This is a genomic window from Klebsiella sp. RHBSTW-00484, from assembly GCF_013705725.1.
In the GTDB taxonomy this organism is placed as follows: domain Bacteria; phylum Pseudomonadota; class Gammaproteobacteria; order Enterobacterales; family Enterobacteriaceae; genus Klebsiella.
The window spans coordinates 59,604-76,253 of the sequence record NZ_CP055482.1 but is presented as its reverse complement, the minus strand read 5'-3'; the positions used below and the strand labels follow the sequence as shown (position 1 = coordinate 76,253).

The following is a 16,650-nucleotide window of genomic DNA, read 5'->3' as shown; positions in this document are numbered from 1 at the left end:
CGGATAGATTCAAGCAAGCCAACTTGTCGTCAAAATCGGTGTTGCAAAAACGGGAGTGACCATAGATTCCGTTTTCTGAGACGACCCCTGGCTGATCACCACGGTCGAATGGCGGCCGTGACGGTCGTCCATGATCTCCAGCAGATCGTGGCGCTGGGCGGGTAGCAGCGGCTCCAGCCCCCAGTCATCGAGGATCAGCAGCTCGACCTTGGCCAACTGGGCCAATAGCCGGCCGTAGCTACCGTCGGCCTTGGCCTGGGTCAGGCTCTGCAGCAGCCGTGACAGGCGGTGGTAGTGGGTGCCGTAGCCCTGCAGACAGGCCTGATAGCCCAAGGCGCAGGCCAGATAGGTCTTGCCGCTGCCGCAGGGGCCGGTGATCAGCAGGTTCTGCCCGCGTTGCAGCCAGTCGCCCTGGGCCAGCCGGGCGATCTGGGCTCGGTCGATGTTGCGCGGGTGCTGGTAGTCGATCTCTTGGGTGGTGGCGCTCAGCTTGAGGCGAGCGTGGCGCACCAGCCGCGCCTGTTTGCGTTGCTCGCGCGCCAGATGTTCTTGCTCGACCAAGAGTCCCAGCCGTTCGATAAACGACAGGCCGTCGTAGGTCGCGACCTGTTCTTGTTGCTGCTGCAGGGCAGCGGCCATGCCGCCGAGTCTGAGCTCGCGCAGGCGGTTGAGGGTCTGTTGGCTCATGCTGTTCTCCGCTTATCCATGGCGCGAATGGCCAAGGGAACAGGGAAATCACCTAAATATCTGCGTTGCCAAGTAGCCGAGCTCTCGATGGTAAAAGAGAGCCGAAAACCGGCAGACTTATGCTTCTGTGTCGGATTCAACACCCGCTTACGAGCCAAAACAGGAAGATTCGAAACCCGCAGCGACCCGATTTCAGCTTGAGGAGCCAGATCCAGATTGATGCCCCACTGTGTGTGATTAACTCGCCGGAACAGAGAACCGATTGCCAAAATGGTTGTATCGTCAGATACCTTTTCAAAACGGATATCCTGCATCAAGCCCCCAATACATCTCGCAATAGGTCATCAGCCAGCGAGGTTAATCGCTCATCACTCAATCCAGCCAGGCGAAGAAGTCGCCATCGGCGCAATGAATTACCAGTCTGCACCAGCAATCCGGCAGCAAGAGCCAAACGACGAATCTGATAACCTGTTATATCTTCACAATATCGTTGAAAAAACAAGCGAGTAAGAGGCATAGAGCGCAAGTTTTTCTCAATCATGGCTCCCGATAGAAGTTTCGATAGATACCAGTTCCTCGACAGCCGAGGGGAATCAAGCATCAACTCATGTTGATCGAGGATATGGAGTAATTGACGACAAACCATGCGATCCCGCTTTGGCCAATCGACACGGAGATTGTCTCTAGCATGGCCCTGATGGTGTTGCCGGTTAAATTGCAGAAACCAGCTTCGATCATGCCGATACAGCCAGGCGTATAACGCCTGATGAGATAAACGGGCCTGCTTCACCCCATGGCTTTCCAGCAACTGCTGCCATCTGACTCGATACTCTGCCGATAGGCCGCTCTTTTTATCTGGAGGACAAAAATAGCCATTTATTTTCTCTTACGTTACTGCGGCCGCCGCTTTAGTCTTAATGTGAAGCCTGGGAATTCGCTGAATGAAGAATACGTTTTCACCCCCAGACCGACAGCTGTTAAGGCGCGATCCCAACACTCCATTTGTAAGTATCAGGCCCATCTTCTCCGCTGGTGGCATCAGCTACTATCTGTGCATAACGTTCTCCAGCAAGTTCTCTTACCATCTGATCCACGACCCATTGCAGATGATGCATTTCATCGGTTCCGCCGTAACGACAAGCCAACTCAATAGCCCGCTCTATTCTTTTTTGTTCTTCAGTCATACTGAATCCTCACGCTTACACCAGCTATTCTGAAAACATGCACACTATAAATTGCGGCTGTCATTTCTCAGCCAGGCGCCTGCATTGCTGCCTCATTCCATCAAAAATACTTTCCGCAAGCTGCTGGGGGAACTGGTCCGGAAGAAGCCCGCTAACACGTTCAATGACACCCGGGGTTCTGGCGATGATTTCCTCTATCATCGCCTCTGTCTGCTGTTTACTCAGGCCGGTTATCTCACCATGCCTGATCCAGTGGCGTCGTTGTATTCGATATATCTGGTAATAGTTGCTACTGCCACGTACGGCCATCGCCAGTTTGCACTTCTGCCAAGATATCTGATTGTTCCCATGACCGATCACCGGCCATGCCGACAACACATCATAGTTTGGTGTAAGGTGATAACGTCCCTGTGGCCCAATAGAAATACTGAAATTTTTAGCGTGGCCATCTGTTGCGGCCATCATCCAGAAAATTATCTGCGTCATAAAAAACTGCGCTTTGTCACGCTCAGCACGGTCTGAATTACTCAGAACCTCCATAATTTCCGATATACCTGGCCCGCCGTCCGCCTGATATTTTCGTAATGGCGAAACGCCCAGGGCCTGACACATATCCTCCTGGGGTAAACGAATGATCCATTGTCCGTCTCCTGACCATTTTCGGTCAAAACGTTCTACCACCAGCGCTTTCTGATCTTCAAAGTGAGCAATCTGCGTTCTTGCCACGGGGAGCCCGTACTGGTCGAGAAGTACCGAGCAGAGCCATTCATTTTCAACCGACGAGCTCATGTCGGCTTTCATGTTCCCCACAAGTCCGAGCGGTAGCTTGAATATATGCGTCGTTGGTGTATTACCCTCCGGCATACACCACCGATCTTCATGCCACAGTAGGGCTGTTTTCTCCTGAGCACCGGCAATAGATAAACGTAAGTCGTCGTTATCTTCTGGCCTGCCCGGTAGCAATGTCTCCGTGGTATTACGCAAAGTTGCCGCAATTTCTGATTCAGTAAGCGGGTGATACTTCACGGAATATAAATCAGTGGGTTCATCTCCGTCATGAAGCAGCTGTATCGCGCCCACGCAGTCTTTTCCCAGCTCCGTCAGCAGATCAAAAGGCTCCAGGCTATCGGCCTTGTAACGCATTGCCAGACGTCTGCGTATGCCTTCGCTGTCCGGGAGTAAATTATCAAAATAGTCACGTACCACATTTCCACGCCAGACCTGGTTCCCGGGAGTAAAAGGAAGGGATAATGACAGCGGCCTTCCCTGTTCGTCAGCAACCCATTCAGGAAGGTATTCTAAGCTGTCTACCCCTTTGCTTTTTTCCCAGTACCCGACTTTGATGCCGTTCATCCAAATTACCAGACGTTGCTGTTTCCGGCTCATATCGTTACCAATCCTCCTGTCGTGCAGGTGAATTAAATTTATATATTTCTTCCGTCTGCTTCCTCTCTGAAGAAGTGGTTGCCGAGGAGAAGCTGATTTTTACACCCAGGACAGAAAACACCTTGAATAGCCGTTCAATGCTCGCACTGGCAGGGTTGGCTTCCAGACGTGAGTATGTCTGTTGAGTGACACCTAACCTTTCGGACAGGTCTTTTTGCGTCAGGCCATTCGCCTTGCGAAAACCAATGAGCAAGGGACGCAACTGGTTGAGCGTGTTTAACGGGTAATCATTATTGATCATAAGCTGGCCTCAGTAGTTCCTCTGATACACCTTGTACGCTGTTTTCTAAAAATACACCCTAAAAGCTGTAATATCAAATTAACAGCCTAAAAGCTGTTAAATAGAGAGTACAACCTTTAGGCTGTTACCAAGTGGCAGCATAAATCTTTATGACGTTTGATATGAGAGAACTATCAATAATAAGCCGTTACGCTCGTACAGCATCCGGGAAGAGAGCTGACAGATCAGGATCATCGGTAAACGAGAAGCGGAGTATCTTATGGCCCTGTTGTGAGCTGTATAAATAACTACGAGCTACTCTCTGCCTCGGGGAGGAGGCAGAGAGAGCATTAAAAGCAAAGGCAGACATTTTTAGCAGCTGGTGGGCTATGGGGTTCCGGAGGTGCTCCGGTGAATGTTACTTGACTGGCAAGTTTCCTGCTCTGATGGTCAATGCCTCGATGCTGTCTATATTGTTCTGAAGCCGTTCCAGTTCTGCCTTTTCAATACCGGCCCAAAGCTTTAAGTGTCGCTGATAAAGGGACCACTTGAGTGAGTGAAAACCATTCCAGGCCAACCCCATCCAAGAGGCGTAATTCGCATTGAGAATATTGCCGGTGATATACATTTTACCTGCGTTAACAGCACTGGAAGTTCCATAACCCAGGGCAAGCATCATCCGGAAGCGTGGATTTAGCCGCAACGGCATGGTATCCAGTAAGGTCTCCCCAAAAGCTCCTTTTCCCAGCGATACCTGTTTCACCACATAGAAAACCCGCATCAAAACTTCCATTATGGTCATCGGAATACTTGTCACGATAAACTGACGAAAGTCATATCCGTTGACATACATGTACTCTATTTGTTTGCCGAAGTTAGAACTCCCCACAGGGATCCCCTCAAGCATACGAAGTAGCCCCATAAAAGGAGCCGGTAAACCCATGCCACGGTTTCCTTTTGCTGAGGGGGCATTAACATCCGATGCCAGGTGTCCAAACATTCTGGCGATGAGCCTGAAAATATTGGTTTCGTCAGTAACGCCTTTACTGGAAGGATAAACCACGATCTGTCCATTCTGAACCACCGTACAGGTCCCGTTCAGCATATCCTTTATACCGAAAATAATGCCCAGTATGGGATCGTGTGACAAAGCTCTTAAGCGGTGATTTGTGGGAGACAAAACGCCACCGGCCGCACCCACTAAATCGCTGCTGATCGAACTGTCTGGTGCCCCTATAGGGAACAAATCTGAGAGTTTTGTACTCAGGTCCTCCGGCAAAATGGCATTGAAGGCTTTCTGCACCTGTTTATTGAAAATACCATCCACTTCTGCCGTAAAGCTCACCGTAGGTTTTGGCGGGGCTCTGACGCAAAGTAAATCCAGCATGGATGCTATGAGCCCGCATCCGCAGGCAATAGCATAATCCCAGGCGTCGAGTGCGTAGCGATCATTAAATTCTTTAATATGATTCTGGATCCGGGCATCTACAACAGCCAGGTCATCCGTGGAGAGTATTGTGGCCAGTCCAATATCACCGCATACACGCTGGTTAGCCTCGCTATATATAGTCTTGAGACCAGTAGAATGCATGGCAGTATCTGAAGGGGTCATTTCTCGCAGATGATGTTCTTTAAGCGCCAGATGCTCCGCTTCATCAAGTTCAGTGCCGCTGATTAGCCCGGTCAACTGTGCCTTAAGGCTCTCTATATCACTGTTAATTGTCTCGTGAGCGTTCGCGATATCCTGACCACGGAGCTGAATATAACGGATGGCCCTGAACTCATCATCATAAGGAGACTGAACCGTACCGGGTTTCTTGGAGACTAAACTCTCAGTGAAAGGAGACCCAAAATGAAATCACAATCCGCCAAACGCTATCCCCCTGAACTGCGTGAGCGCGCTGTCAGAATGTTGTTGGAACACCGTGATGAGTATGACTCTGAGCCGGATGCCATTCGTGCCATATCGTCAAAAATCGGGTGCCATTACGACACCCTACGAGCCTGGTTGCGTCAGCATAAAAATGATGTCCGTGGTGGTGTCAGCCCCGTCAGCACTGATGATGGTGGACTGAGCACCAATGAGCGCCAGCGTTTAAAAGAACTGGAGCGTGAAAATCGGGAGCTACGCCGCAGCAATGATATATTGCGCCAGGCCTCAGCTTATTTTGCTCAGGCGGAGCTCGACCGCCACTGGAAAAAATAATGCCACTTATGCAGCGTCTGAGTGGTACACACGGGGTCGGGCCGGTATGTCGCGAACTGGATATTGCCCCGTCGACATATTACTGGCATCAGCAACGCCAGCTACATCCTGAGAAATGTAGCCAACGAGAAAAGTGCGATGCTCAAATCATCCAGGAGATAAAACGCGTTTACGGAGAAAATTACAGTGTCTATGGGGCACGAAAAGTCTGGCGTCAGTTGCTCCGCGAGGGCTTTAGCGTCGCCCGGTGTACTGTTGAACGCCTGATGAAAATAATAGGTCTTCGGGGCGTACTCCGTGGCAAAGTCATCAAGACCACGATCGGTCGTAAAACAGCGGCAGCAGCGGATCTGGTAAACCGCCAGTTTGTGGCAGAACGTCCCAATCAGCTTTGGTGTGCAGATTTTACGTACGTTAGCACCTGGCATGGCTTCGCCTATGTGGCGTTCATCATCGATGTGTTCGCAGGCACGATCGTTGGCTGGCGGGTCTCATCGTCGATGGAAGCAAGGTTCGTGCTGGATGCTCTGGAACAAGCTCTGTGGGCACGTCGCCCCTCAGGTACAATCCATCACTCGGACAAGGGCTCCCAATACGTGTCACTGGCGTACACCCAGCGGCTGCAGGAGGCGGAGCTGTTGGCGTCGACAGGCAGTACAGGCGACTCTTACGATAATGCCCTGGCCGAGAGTATCAATGGCCTTTACAAAGCGGAAGTGATCCACCGTAAAAGCTGGAAAAACCACACGGAAGTGGAGCTTGCGACACTGGCGTGGGTGGACTGGTTCAACAATCGAAGGTTACTGGAACGGCTAGGACACATACCGCCGGTAGAAGCCGAAAAAGCTTATTATGCTACCAGTACAAATAATGATCTGGCAGCCTGAGCTTCCGGACTAAACACTCTCCAAAAAAACCGGGGCGGTTCAGACTGACTCATGTGTTTACCTCACCGCGACCAGGCTACCTTTTGGAGCTTTCTTAGTAAGCATGTCGATTGTTGCCTTGATGCCAGCAATTTCTGCCTTAAAATATTCCGCATTCGACATCAACCTTTCCTGAACTTCGTAGAGCTTTTGGATGGCCTGACTAAGGGCGGCTGTCAGTTTCGCATTTTTTTTGTGTTTCACTATCGCGTACCCGCCAATCCCTAACACAGCTACAGGTGCGGCCAATACCGCAATGCCTGCAACCATACCGCCACCGACGATAGACCCTGCTGTAGCGAGCCCGGAGGTTATGCCTGCTGCTGACACTCCCGTTGTACCAAGCGTATAGAGAGCACCGAAGGAAGCCGCTGCGCCTACGCCTGACCCCGCCAAAGCTGCTGCGCCCTCAGTAATACCCGGGAACTTATTTTCAAGCGCCTGAAGAGCACTTGTAACTTCATCCATTGCCTTCTTGCGAATTTTTTCGAGCTCTTCAGTTTCGGTAGCGTCCATTACAGGCCTCGTATTCATAACTTGCTGTGTGATAGGTGAAAAAGAGCACCATAAAAGTGATGAAGAAATCATGACTTACTATTGTGGCACTTTCCAGTTCATGTTTGTCAGTTTCAATGCTGTTGCTGTTAGTAAGGGCAGACGCCATATCTGGCATACCCAAAATAACTATCGTGCCAGCGTCATTTTGGAACTGACTTTGCTAAAAATCAGTAGCGGACTGAACAGACATGTGTGGATTTGAATCTGGGCAGGTTCCAGACATTATTCCAACCAGACTTCCAATGACAAAATGCTCGTCCTTCTCGGAGACGACATAGGGTCCACCAGAGCAACCATCGGTGTTGAAATGTGCTATTACAAAGCGAGTTGTGAGATGTTGGGGAGAATGATTTGAGCAATTTAAAGGCCAAATTCCTGAAACTTCACCAGGGAATGCCGAAATTGTTGTCTCATTCATTGGATATCCGACACCCAATGTATCCATGCCAGCTGCGGGTGCTAGGACCTTAAAGTAACTACTTACAGGCTGTTGTATTCCAGCTGGTAATACGATTTCTGCACTGTCAACAAACGGAATGCCGTCTTTAAAGTCTGCCCTGTCATTAGCCTCATTGAGAATGAAATCGACTAGAACAGGCTCTTCGTTCACCAGTCCTTGATGGTTAAGAAATTTGACGTAAAGTTTAAGTGTATTGCTGACGGGATAAATTTTTCCAAGAGCATTGGTAACAACATGGGCTGCGGTGAGAATCTTTTGCTGCTGACCATTATCGAAACCAAACGCAGTTGCTTCGAGATGGCTACTAAAATGAGGATCATTGCTTACATAGATTTTACAAACGTAGTTTTCAAACATTATTTCCTCCTTTTGCCGGTACCTAATCAGTTACACGGCTGCATGTTATAAACAACTAAACTCGCTTCCTGATATTTGAGTTTGTATGTTTTGCCAGGCAACAGCTTACCTCTGAAACACGGTTAGTCTCCTCCATGACATGGTTATGGCGATGGTCAGAAACTGTTATCGACGAAAGGCTGGAATTTCTTTAATGGCATTATCCATTTCAAGTCGTATGTCCTGAACGGGAGCGTATATTTTTATGATTCCAGATCTTAACCCTGAAACATTCCCCGTATCAAAAAACTGACCCGTTACAGATAAGCCACCACCGGTGCTGGCGATTAATTTAGTAAATTGCATGTCCTCATCCCATAAAGGGTAGGGCCTACCCCCGGCATCGAGCAAACCTGACCACCCTGCCCTTATTAAGACCCCACATGCGGCAATGGTGCCCTGTCCACGCCGCCCGCGAACTTTGAGGAAATGGGGAGAAAATAAAAAGAAAACAAAAAGTTATCGGCTGAAGTACGTGCAAAGGTCGGGAATCAGGCGAAGCCTGACAGCACGTTGGGGCCTGGCAGGGGGCTTGAGGGATGAGGACATGCAATTGTGTTATCACGTCCGCACCAGCTGTCGTGGAAATCATCCCCGGCCGGTTAACCCGGTTTCGGATGTTCACCAGTTTTCCGGGTAGCAAGGCCAGCTCATCCAGACATCGAGCACCTCGGTATCACTGACCGCCGCAGCGTAAATCCCGGCACCCGGGAAGAAATAGACAGGCAGGCTGGCGGCGGGTGACGTGCTGTCATCCGTCAGGGAGCCGACAACCTCATGCGGCCCCCGGAGTAAATCACCCAGGTAGTCATCCGGCCTGATGCCGTTGCGGGATGCAGCCATCTCCACAAACTCCGCCAGCGGATGGCGGGTCGGATAACCCCTGAACACTTCATACGATGGCGAAACACATTCGCCGCTGGTGGACCGCCCCCAGTACCCGGCCAGTTGTTCCGGACCGAGTCCACAGGCATGTTGGGTGACCTGTGCTTTAAACTGTTCGAACGTATTCATTCCTGAAGTCCCTGTAGGGTATATTTGGCAAACCTCCCTGCCAGCGTCACTACCGGCAGGACACCGCATTGTCAGACGCGACCACCGGCTATGAACCGGCAAGACGTCAGTCGCCCGCCAGCCCGGGTGAGGTGGAATACAGTTTACCAGTTCCGGCCGACTGACTTTGCCGCCAGGAGACGCTAATTACACTATTATTGAATCTTTGCATCTTCGATGACCAATATCGCCCCGACGCTGAACGCTACTGGAATGCATCTCTTGCCACGATTGAAAGGATCAAACACACCTACCGCGCAAAAATCCGGAACTCCTGATCCAGTCTTTCGGCCATAACAGCCCAACGCTAATGTATGTCCATTAGCGTTGGGCTGTTATGATGGCTGTGCCAGTTTATATTACCGGACTGATCATGATAGGTACTCTGAGACCATGTAAGAAATGAACAACCCATTACTGCTTAAGGCGAGCAAGTAGATTTTGTTTACGTTTCCATGCCCGCCAGGCCCGTAACTCACCAGCCCCCTTCAGAGCAATGAGAAATTTGTTGGTCCTTCAGTTGTTGCCACCTTACTGTCTTCGCAGGCCGTCAGGCAGACACTTTTAAGTCGGTGGTTGTAGAGGCCAATACGGGCGATTTCCTGGAGATAATCCCGTTCCTCCATCGTTAGCGACTGCCCTTCCTGTGATTTTGTGATCATGTCCTGCCAGTTCAGCAATTTCTCGTAATTCACATGCTCACTGGTGTCGAGACAATGCAGACGGAAGTAACGTATAAACAGCGGAAATTCATCAGTCTGGGCTATATTGGATGCTCTGACGGTGAGCCGACACAAACAAACGATGGTGTCCTGCTGCATTCTTATCAGCGTATTCATGCTCTGGGGTAAGATGTCCGGCAGCTTCATGTAGCAGTCGGAAAGACGCTGGAGAAGTGGTCCTGCTTCCGCAGGCTCACGGCCCTGATAAACCTTCAGGGGTTCAGTCCCCAGTTCCTGCATCATGGGATGATACAACCACTCTCGTGACTCCGTCTCATCAATGATAATTTTCTCGATACGTTCGCTGTAGGTTCCATCTCGCCTGCCAAGTTGTACCTGACTGATTTCGTATTCTATATCCGGCAGATCGATACGTAATGCTGCTACCATTTCCGAGGGATGGAGATGGTCGAACGTCAGCTTCCCGGCCACGCTGCGATCGGTATCAAGAAACACGGCGACACAGAGGTCGTTAACCTTCACAAACAGATCTGCCGTGGCGCCGAACATGCTTCCGCTGCCGCTTACCTCATCAAGTGGCACCTTCCCGCCTTCATAACCGGCCAGAAGATGCGGGAAACCGAGAAGATGTCTTTCCCGGACAACTTCAATAATTTTTCCCCGAATCGCCTCCATCAAGCCGTCACAATCACCGAAGAGGTCCGTGGTGTGGCTATAGTGCCAGAGTTTGACCTCACCCTGCCTGGCGATCAAATCCGTACGACACCCGGGGCAGATACAGTTGCATGCACTCCCTCTGCTTACTTCCGTGATGTCCAGATACCGTCCAGTTTCGCGATGGAGTCCGAAAGGAATCCCATAGGTATAGCTCTTTCGCATGTTATTTCCCCCGCAGCATACAGACATTCACTATATCGGACGAAAGCAGTATGACATTTCGATAAGAGGTCTTTTTTCATGAGTTTTTAAGTTGCTTTTATTACTGTGGCAGGGGCAAATGGATAAAGCGATGGCAATTCTATGCTGGTAAAAAGCTACTTTTCCGGTTGCCCGTCCCTCCACCAGCAGTGAGACTTATTAATACGGACGGAACCGGAATTAGTGAGCATTCCAACAGTGGGCTCACTTTCAGGACGAAAGCTGATTTAATATAAATACTGGACCCTACATTCAATGCAGTTTGTGTTGATCAATATAACCCATCATAAATTGCATAAGTTCCGGGTCACTCCGGGCAGAAAAAAGTACAGTCACTACGTTTTTCATCGCACTTGTCGCATTGCTGGCGTCAATAGCATTCTTGTCATTTATAATTGCATTATTCCCAATTTTATTAATCTGATTAATTACTTCATCCTCACTGATGCTTGTACTCCGGATTGAATCAAAAATCGGGTAGGCCTGCGCCGCATATTCAGTGAAGCGGACAGCATCAAGGCTCGATGCCAACGCCGCCTTTTCCTGTCGGGAATATACCGCCAAAGCGGTCTGACTCAGCAACTCCGAAGGCGTCTCGCAGGCCGCAGTACTGGTGTTCCCCTGGATCATGCCCATTCTGAAAAAATTCGAGACAACCTTGTTTATTTCATCATTCATTATCTGGCTGAAACCAACTTTTGGGTCTGAGGTAGTGAAATTTGCCCTGTAGTTCTCAAGCGCCAGAGAGGCAACCTCTGCGTTGCCCGTCTGAGTTGCGTTACAGGCGTAACGGTAACCTTCATCCAGTTTTTGACTGAACTCGTTTAGGCTCGCCGCGTTTAAATAAAAGGAGATGAATGGAAGAGTTAAAATTAATAAAGGTTTAATTCCCATGCGTTTTACCACAACAGAGCAAGTAAAGCATTTTAAGTGAAGTTATTACTTTTCTGATTAAACTAATTCCCAGAGGTGGTAATAAATAATTTAATAAATTTATATGTTCAACAGACGATTTCATAAACCTCTTTTTGTTAAACGTCGGCTGTATAATGGTTCCCGGGATTTTCATTTTACTGACGAACCAGGGTCCATACACTGGCGGGGACTTTATCGTAGAGTTTTTTCATTGTCAGTTCAGCTTTTCGATGGTCATATGCCCCGGAAATTTCTAGTGAAACTATACCAACATTCTTTTCACAGAGTCGTTCAAATACTTTTTCCAGTGTGTCAAATGAAGAGCACTTACGAAATTTCATCAAATACGCCTGTTTAGTTTCGGACATGGTCAACCTTAAGTTATTTTCAGCAAAAGTACAGTATCCCAATCTTATGTGGATTTGTTCCGGGAATCTAATTTTTTTTGCAACTATTTGACGTATAACTCCGGCTCGTTGCTGAACTGGCGGGCCCCCTTTTTTTGTTGCCCGGAACCTGTTCATAAGCAGGTACCGCAATGCTAAAATGGCTGTAAATAAAAACAGTGTATTCAGGTGGACACAATGAATAGCCAGCCAGTAACCAGACGGTTTGCAGACAACGATCTCCATCAACAATTGTCTACGGTTAAAGTTAATGACAAGCAACTGATGCGCCTCATCCGCTATTTTTCTCACCTGAAATACCATACGGCTAAGACGTATCTCCATTGGCTGCGTTCCTGGAATGAGTGGTATCAGGCAAATGCAGGAAAGGAGGTGAACGAAGATTGGCCCGCCAGCTCTCTCCCGGTGACTGAAACTCCACTGCTGGCCTATTTAGACCATCTTCAGAAGTCACTGTCACGAAGCAGTATTAAAGGGTGCCTGCATGCCCTGAACAGTATCCAAAGGAAAGCACTCGATCAGCCTGGGATCATCACATCTGAAGTAGGTTATATTCTTGCGGCCCTCGAACAGGCTGAAGCCCGAAAGCAGAAAGTTACCCGCCAGGCTACGCCATTCATGGTGACGGATCTAAAGGCATTGATTAAAGCACACAGTACGACGCAGTCGGTGCGCAAACTCCGCGACCTTTGCCTAATTTGGACAGGGTTTGAAACACTGCTTCGCTCAGCGGAGATCAGGCGAATTCGGATGGAAGACCTTGTGCTGGATGAAAAGACCGGCAGCTTTACCTTGACGGTATACCGGACAAAATCCACTGTCAGTACCCTGCTCACCTATCATCTGACCCCTAACCTCACAGCCACACTGAGAAGGCTGATGGGTATGGTCGGAAGGGATCAATACAGCCATCCGAAGGACTATCTCTTTCAGGCCGTTAACTTTCAGGATAACGGATATATGCCACCTGAATGGGGTTTACGAAGCCAGGGTAACGAAATCAATGCGCTGCTGAGAAACCATAACATGCCCTATCTGCCTACCCGAACCCCGCTCGGGGGAAATGGCGAACCCATTCCCGTCGAGGATGAGGGTATGCTTAGTAAGAACACGCTACTCCGGGCCTTTGAAGCGCTTTGGGAAGAGCTTCATCCGCAGGAAACGGGCACCCGATGCTGGACCGGTCACAGCGTCCGCGTAGGCGGTGCCATCGAACTTGCTCATGCCGGGTATACGCTCTTGCAGATCATGGAGATGGGTAACTGGAGCAACGCGGAGATGGTTTCACGCTATATCCGTAACATTGAAGCTGGTAAAAAAGCGATGACGCAATTCATGCGCGGAGCGCTGGATGAGTAGCGCCCATGCGGGCGCTGCTGAGGGTTATTTCTTACGGAAAGGATTAAACCGGTTCAGATCCTGAAGGGCGTCTTTCGGCGGCAGCATACCTGTGCGTTTCATTTTATAAACGCCGTTAAGCTTCATAGTTTGCACACCCAAGTTTAACAGTGCCACCAGCTTAAGCGTATACAGAAACGTGAATGCCGGGGCCATCTGGATAAAAATAAACAACAAACCGGCACACATCACCCTCAGCCACGCCGCATATTCCATGCTCAGCGGTCGCTTAAAATAATGGATTTCCAGTAATCCCACCGCCTTGTTACTGATCCACACCGCTGCCAGTGAGAGTAACAACACGATGCACACCATAATGCCCAGTTCCATGATCCTCACTCCCCGTCGTTTTTATATTTTGTGTTTCTGATTTGCCTGCTTTGGTTTTGTTTTTCGCCTTCTTTTTGGGTTTGATATGGTGGAACAGGAAACAATCCACCAGCACCCAGCCATTGGCATACCGGGCCAACAGCAATTTCTGCCCCGGATAATGAGCATGAAAAAGCATTTTCACATCGGCGGTATTCATGATCTGTTGCTTACGCTTCAGCTCCTCCTCAGGCATCTCATATTCCTGAATAAATGGTGATGACAACCGCTGGCGAAGCATACGAATAGCGCTGGCATTTTCATCGTGTTTAGCCAGACGGCCAAAACGCACAAGCGCCTTATGAGACACCTGGACAGGTCCCAGATGGGAATCAACCAGTTCATACTGCCAGAAATATCGCAGATCCACTTTCACCCAGCTGATACTGTCTTCCTGTGCAGCTTTCATTATGGTTCCCGACATCGGGACCATTGTCAGTTTGGTCAGACGTATGTGAATATAATCAGCCAGGGTCCTGAGGGACTCCGGTACATTATTGTTCAGCAGAAGCTGCTGAAGCCCCGGGGTCGACGTCTGCCAGCTCAGGTTGCGGCCGTCAGGTAAAAATTCAAAGTTTTGATCCGCTGGCGCCGATTTCGCATTGTTTTCCTTCCTCATGAGAAAGTAATGGCCACACAGTAACTCGGACCGTACCTTATCCTCTCCCGGGTCATGTCGGGCTTTACTGAGATCCACCGTCAATACAACACGGTTAATAGCGTCCTCGTGGTATTTTTTCACCCAGACACAGACACGATAAAGTCTCTCATCGAGCTTCTGGCTGGTAGTGGAGATCCATTGCATGCTTTTCTCCTCAGACCTTACTCATAATGAAAATGCCAAGATCCGCACCGGGTACAAGCTCCGTGTAGCTATGGTTGATCCTTCGTGCATTTGACGGTGCGTCATCCGACGCAGGCACCCAGTTCTGAAGACCTTTAAATGCTGGCTTTTGTCCAACAGCGAAAATGGGCAGTGAGGCTTTCACCACCTTGTAATCCGTCTCGGCGTATTTGCTACTTCCACGCTCCGTGCCTTCAGGACGGTATGAGAACAGATGCGCGATCGGAACCGGGAAGGTATTGGTCCGACAAAGACGTAACGCATCCCCGTCTTGTAGGACCTTTCTTTCAAGTAATGCCTTCGCCCTATCGATGTTCGCAACCACTGTCAGGTCAGTGGTCGCTGGCGATTTGACCGCTGCCGTACGACGCTTATCCAGCATCGCGATGAGCTCACTGGCGTTGGTTTTTACCTGGTTCCGGTTTAGTCGCCAGCAAAAAGTAACTTTTTTAAGCCGTGCCTCCACAAACATAATTTTGCGAGTAGACGCCACTGTCACAAGGCCGGGAAGTTTACGGTGAACTTCCTCAAAGCGGATGTGTTTCTGATCATTTACCCTTTTCATAGCTGAGGCAAAGTCAGTTTTGGCGTCGTTGATATCGCGAATAATTCTGCTCAGCAGTTCGGCACCCTCAGGAACAATAATCAGCCCCGGATATTTGGTCGTTACTTTCGTTGAATTCCTGCTGAGTACATCGATGTCATCGATACAAAAATCCTGAAATACACGGATAATGTCATCTACAGAGGCATCAGAAATAGTACTCACCTCAATTGGGGTAACCTCTTTCAGCCGCTCTTCGTGGCGCGTGACGGCCCCCACAGTCATCAGTTCCGCCATCACCGGCTGATGGTTATTCAGAAAGGCTCTGAGCTGTTCAATTCGCTCCAGAATCCGATCACGGTAGAAAGGTAAATTTTCACTGGACATTCATCACTCCGGTTTCAATAAAACAGCGCAACACCGTTACATCCTCAACCACTTCTGAAGATGCGATACGCAGCCGGTAGCTGTACTTTTCCAACACCTTCCGCAGTTCATCGGAATTGCCTGTTGTATAAAGGGGCAGAGGTTCAGCCTGCTGGCCGTCATGCCTGAAACAACGATTAAGGTCGGACAAAAGGCCAAAACTGACAGGCCTGTGTTGCAGATTGATACGCTGCCAGTCCAGCGGTACACCGAACTTCACCCACCAGCCCAGTCCAATAAGTTCATTTCGTATACTCTGCACATTACCCAAATCCGATACTGTAACATCCGGGATAACGCCATTACCTTCCACCAGCAAATGCATCACGCTCTTAAAATCAGGCTGACGACACTTTCTGGCTTGCTTCAGAATGGTTCGGATCGAACGCAAACACTGACGAGAATGCAAATTACGACGTTCAGCCGAACTAAGCCATCTGTTGATGAGTTCATTCGAATACGCCACCGGGCATTCCCCGAGGCCTGACCTTCCGTTTTCACGGACATACAACAGACAGGAGGTAGCTGCACTCACTACAGCGTCATATTTTTCATTCATGTTTACCCCCGTTAATATCAGAAATCTGGTTATCCGGAGTCAGGAACAAAGGCTGATAATGCAAGCGCCACGGATAATGTACCGTTAGGCCATCCGTGCCAATACGGTTCAGCCTGTAGCGGCCGTTCATTCGATCAACAGACCAAATGCCGGGAACTACAGGACGGCTCCACCGACAAACCGGTAAACCTCCGAGCTGAAGGGTATTCACCAGCCCTTTATCAATCTCGGTCACGCGTACCTTCAACAAGAAGCATAACCAGGGAGAGCACCAGATAAACAGCCAGACGGGCGCTAGGACAAACTTGTTTAGCAAATGCCCTGTCATCAACATCGCAGATAACAGCATAAAACTGATGATCAACCAAAAAACCATCCATCCTAACCAGGCTCGTGTCTCACAAAGTTTCCATTCCAACAGGTAAAGTCGCTTTTTCATCCAGAGCCCCCG

21 protein-coding genes and 1 other annotated feature are annotated in these 16,650 nt (G+C 49.4%); of the genes, 2 read left to right on the top strand and 19 right to left on the bottom strand.

From position 1 onward, the window contains the following. Window positions 1–9: 9 nt before the first annotated feature. The 7 genes from istB to HV213_RS30085 form a co-directional block, all read right to left on the bottom strand. Window positions 10–687, bottom strand: coding sequence for an IS21-like element helper ATPase IstB (gene istB / locus HV213_RS30115; protein ID WP_080394746.1), 678 nt, complete (start codon window positions 685–687; stop codon window positions 10–12). Continuing rightward, a complete protein-coding gene (locus HV213_RS30110; protein ID WP_058656922.1) occupies window positions 684–1,001 on the bottom strand; it encodes a hypothetical protein in 318 nt (105 codons plus the stop codon). Before HV213_RS30110 ends, istB begins: the two co-directional genes overlap by 4 nt. After that, complete coding sequence (locus HV213_RS30105) at window positions 1,001–1,567, bottom strand: TnsD family Tn7-like transposition protein (protein ID WP_077909720.1); 567 nt, start codon at window positions 1,565–1,567, stop codon at window positions 1,001–1,003. The genes HV213_RS30110 and HV213_RS30105 overlap by 1 nt, the downstream gene beginning before the upstream one ends. Window positions 1,568–1,664: 97 nt before the next feature. Then, window positions 1,665–1,871: a hypothetical protein gene (locus tag HV213_RS30100; RefSeq protein ID WP_000134171.1), complete on the bottom strand. Its 207-nt coding sequence runs from the start codon at window positions 1,869–1,871 to the stop codon at window positions 1,665–1,667. Window positions 1,872–1,931: 60 nt separating this feature from the next. Continuing rightward, window positions 1,932–3,257: a type II toxin-antitoxin system HipA family toxin gene (locus tag HV213_RS30095; RefSeq protein WP_020833804.1), complete on the bottom strand. Its 1,326-nt coding sequence runs from the start codon at window positions 3,255–3,257 to the stop codon at window positions 1,932–1,934. A gap of 4 nt (window positions 3,258–3,261) precedes the next feature. Further along, the gene (locus HV213_RS30090; RefSeq protein WP_058656924.1) at window positions 3,262–3,555 is read right to left on the bottom strand and encodes a helix-turn-helix transcriptional regulator; all 294 of its coding nucleotides are present in this window, start codon (window positions 3,553–3,555) and stop codon (window positions 3,262–3,264) included. A gap of 400 nt (window positions 3,556–3,955) precedes the next feature. After that, window positions 3,956–5,224 carry a hypothetical protein gene (locus tag HV213_RS30085; protein ID WP_228288646.1) on the bottom strand — a complete coding sequence of 423 codons (1,269 nt, stop codon included), beginning with the start codon at window positions 5,222–5,224 and terminating at the stop codon, window positions 3,956–3,958. A 165-nt stretch (window positions 5,225–5,389) separates the two neighbouring features. On the opposite strand from HV213_RS30085, the gene HV213_RS30080 reads away from it, so the two are divergent. Then, window positions 5,390–6,630, top strand: a protein-coding gene (locus HV213_RS30080; protein WP_165590718.1) for an IS3 family transposase whose coding sequence is annotated in 2 segments (ribosomal slippage) — window positions 5,390–5,705 and window positions 5,705–6,630 — 1,242 coding nt in all. Because the reading frame shifts where the segments join, the coding sequence is not laid out codon by codon here. Next, window positions 5,698–5,814: a sequence feature (AL1L pseudoknot), on the top strand. (Overlaps the previous gene by 117 nt.) Window positions 6,631–6,687: 57 nt before the next feature. Here HV213_RS30080 and HV213_RS30075 read toward each other — a convergent pair. The 7 genes from HV213_RS30075 to HV213_RS30045 all read right to left on the bottom strand — a co-directional run bounded on the left by HV213_RS30075 (window position 6,688) and on the right by HV213_RS30045 (window position 12,020). Continuing rightward, window positions 6,688–7,185 (bottom strand): membrane protein, encoded by a 498-nt coding sequence (locus HV213_RS30075; RefSeq protein ID WP_000340139.1) that lies wholly within the window; start codon window positions 7,183–7,185, stop codon window positions 6,688–6,690. A 202-nt stretch (window positions 7,186–7,387) separates the two neighbouring features. After that, window positions 7,388–8,044, bottom strand: coding sequence for a trypsin-like serine protease (locus HV213_RS30070; RefSeq protein ID WP_059509512.1), 657 nt, complete (start codon window positions 8,042–8,044; stop codon window positions 7,388–7,390). 165 nt (window positions 8,045–8,209) lie between these two features. Next, complete coding sequence (locus HV213_RS30065) at window positions 8,210–8,389, bottom strand: hypothetical protein (RefSeq protein ID WP_071685142.1); 180 nt, start codon at window positions 8,387–8,389, stop codon at window positions 8,210–8,212. A gap of 315 nt (window positions 8,390–8,704) precedes the next feature. After that, window positions 8,705–9,097, bottom strand: coding sequence for a hypothetical protein (locus tag HV213_RS30060; RefSeq protein ID WP_022652193.1), 393 nt, complete (start codon window positions 9,095–9,097; stop codon window positions 8,705–8,707). 527 nt (window positions 9,098–9,624) lie between these two features. Continuing rightward, the gene (locus tag HV213_RS30055; protein ID WP_022652192.1) at window positions 9,625–10,698 is read right to left on the bottom strand and encodes a competence protein CoiA family protein; all 1,074 of its coding nucleotides are present in this window, start codon (window positions 10,696–10,698) and stop codon (window positions 9,625–9,627) included. Window positions 10,699–10,989: 291 nt separating this feature from the next. Further along, window positions 10,990–11,631: a hypothetical protein gene (locus tag HV213_RS30050; protein ID WP_015063153.1), complete on the bottom strand. Its 642-nt coding sequence runs from the start codon at window positions 11,629–11,631 to the stop codon at window positions 10,990–10,992. Window positions 11,632–11,807: 176 nt separating this feature from the next. Then, window positions 11,808–12,020 carry an Hha/YmoA family nucleoid-associated regulatory protein gene (locus HV213_RS30045; RefSeq protein WP_022652191.1) on the bottom strand — a complete coding sequence of 71 codons (213 nt, stop codon included), beginning with the start codon at window positions 12,018–12,020 and terminating at the stop codon, window positions 11,808–11,810. Between the two features lie 216 nt (window positions 12,021–12,236). On the opposite strand from HV213_RS30045, the gene HV213_RS30040 reads away from it, so the two are divergent. Next, window positions 12,237–13,418 (top strand): tyrosine-type recombinase/integrase, encoded by a 1,182-nt coding sequence (locus HV213_RS30040; protein WP_015063151.1) that lies wholly within the window; start codon window positions 12,237–12,239, stop codon window positions 13,416–13,418. A gap of 24 nt (window positions 13,419–13,442) precedes the next feature. On the opposite strand, the gene HV213_RS30035 is transcribed toward HV213_RS30040, so the two are convergent. The 5 genes from HV213_RS30035 to HV213_RS30010 are packed head-to-tail and all read right to left on the bottom strand — an operon-like array spanning window position 13,443 to window position 16,638. Further along, a complete protein-coding gene (locus tag HV213_RS30035) occupies window positions 13,443–13,787 on the bottom strand; it encodes a hypothetical protein (RefSeq protein ID WP_015063150.1) in 345 nt (114 codons plus the stop codon). Continuing rightward, on the bottom strand, window positions 13,723–14,631 hold the full coding sequence (locus HV213_RS30030; RefSeq protein ID WP_022652181.1) for a hypothetical protein: 909 nt from the start codon (window positions 14,629–14,631) through the stop codon (window positions 13,723–13,725). Before HV213_RS30030 ends, HV213_RS30035 begins: the two co-directional genes overlap by 65 nt. A gap of 10 nt (window positions 14,632–14,641) precedes the next feature. Next, the gene (locus tag HV213_RS30025) at window positions 14,642–15,601 is read right to left on the bottom strand and encodes a DNA replication terminus site-binding protein (protein WP_022652180.1); all 960 of its coding nucleotides are present in this window, start codon (window positions 15,599–15,601) and stop codon (window positions 14,642–14,644) included. Continuing rightward, complete coding sequence (locus HV213_RS33395; RefSeq protein WP_015063147.1) at window positions 15,591–16,199, bottom strand: hypothetical protein; 609 nt, start codon at window positions 16,197–16,199, stop codon at window positions 15,591–15,593. The genes HV213_RS30025 and HV213_RS33395 overlap by 11 nt, the downstream gene beginning before the upstream one ends. Next, window positions 16,192–16,638 (bottom strand): hypothetical protein, encoded by a 447-nt coding sequence (locus tag HV213_RS30010; RefSeq protein ID WP_015063146.1) that lies wholly within the window; start codon window positions 16,636–16,638, stop codon window positions 16,192–16,194. The genes HV213_RS33395 and HV213_RS30010 overlap by 8 nt, the downstream gene beginning before the upstream one ends. Between the last annotated feature and the right edge of the window lie 12 nt (window positions 16,639–16,650).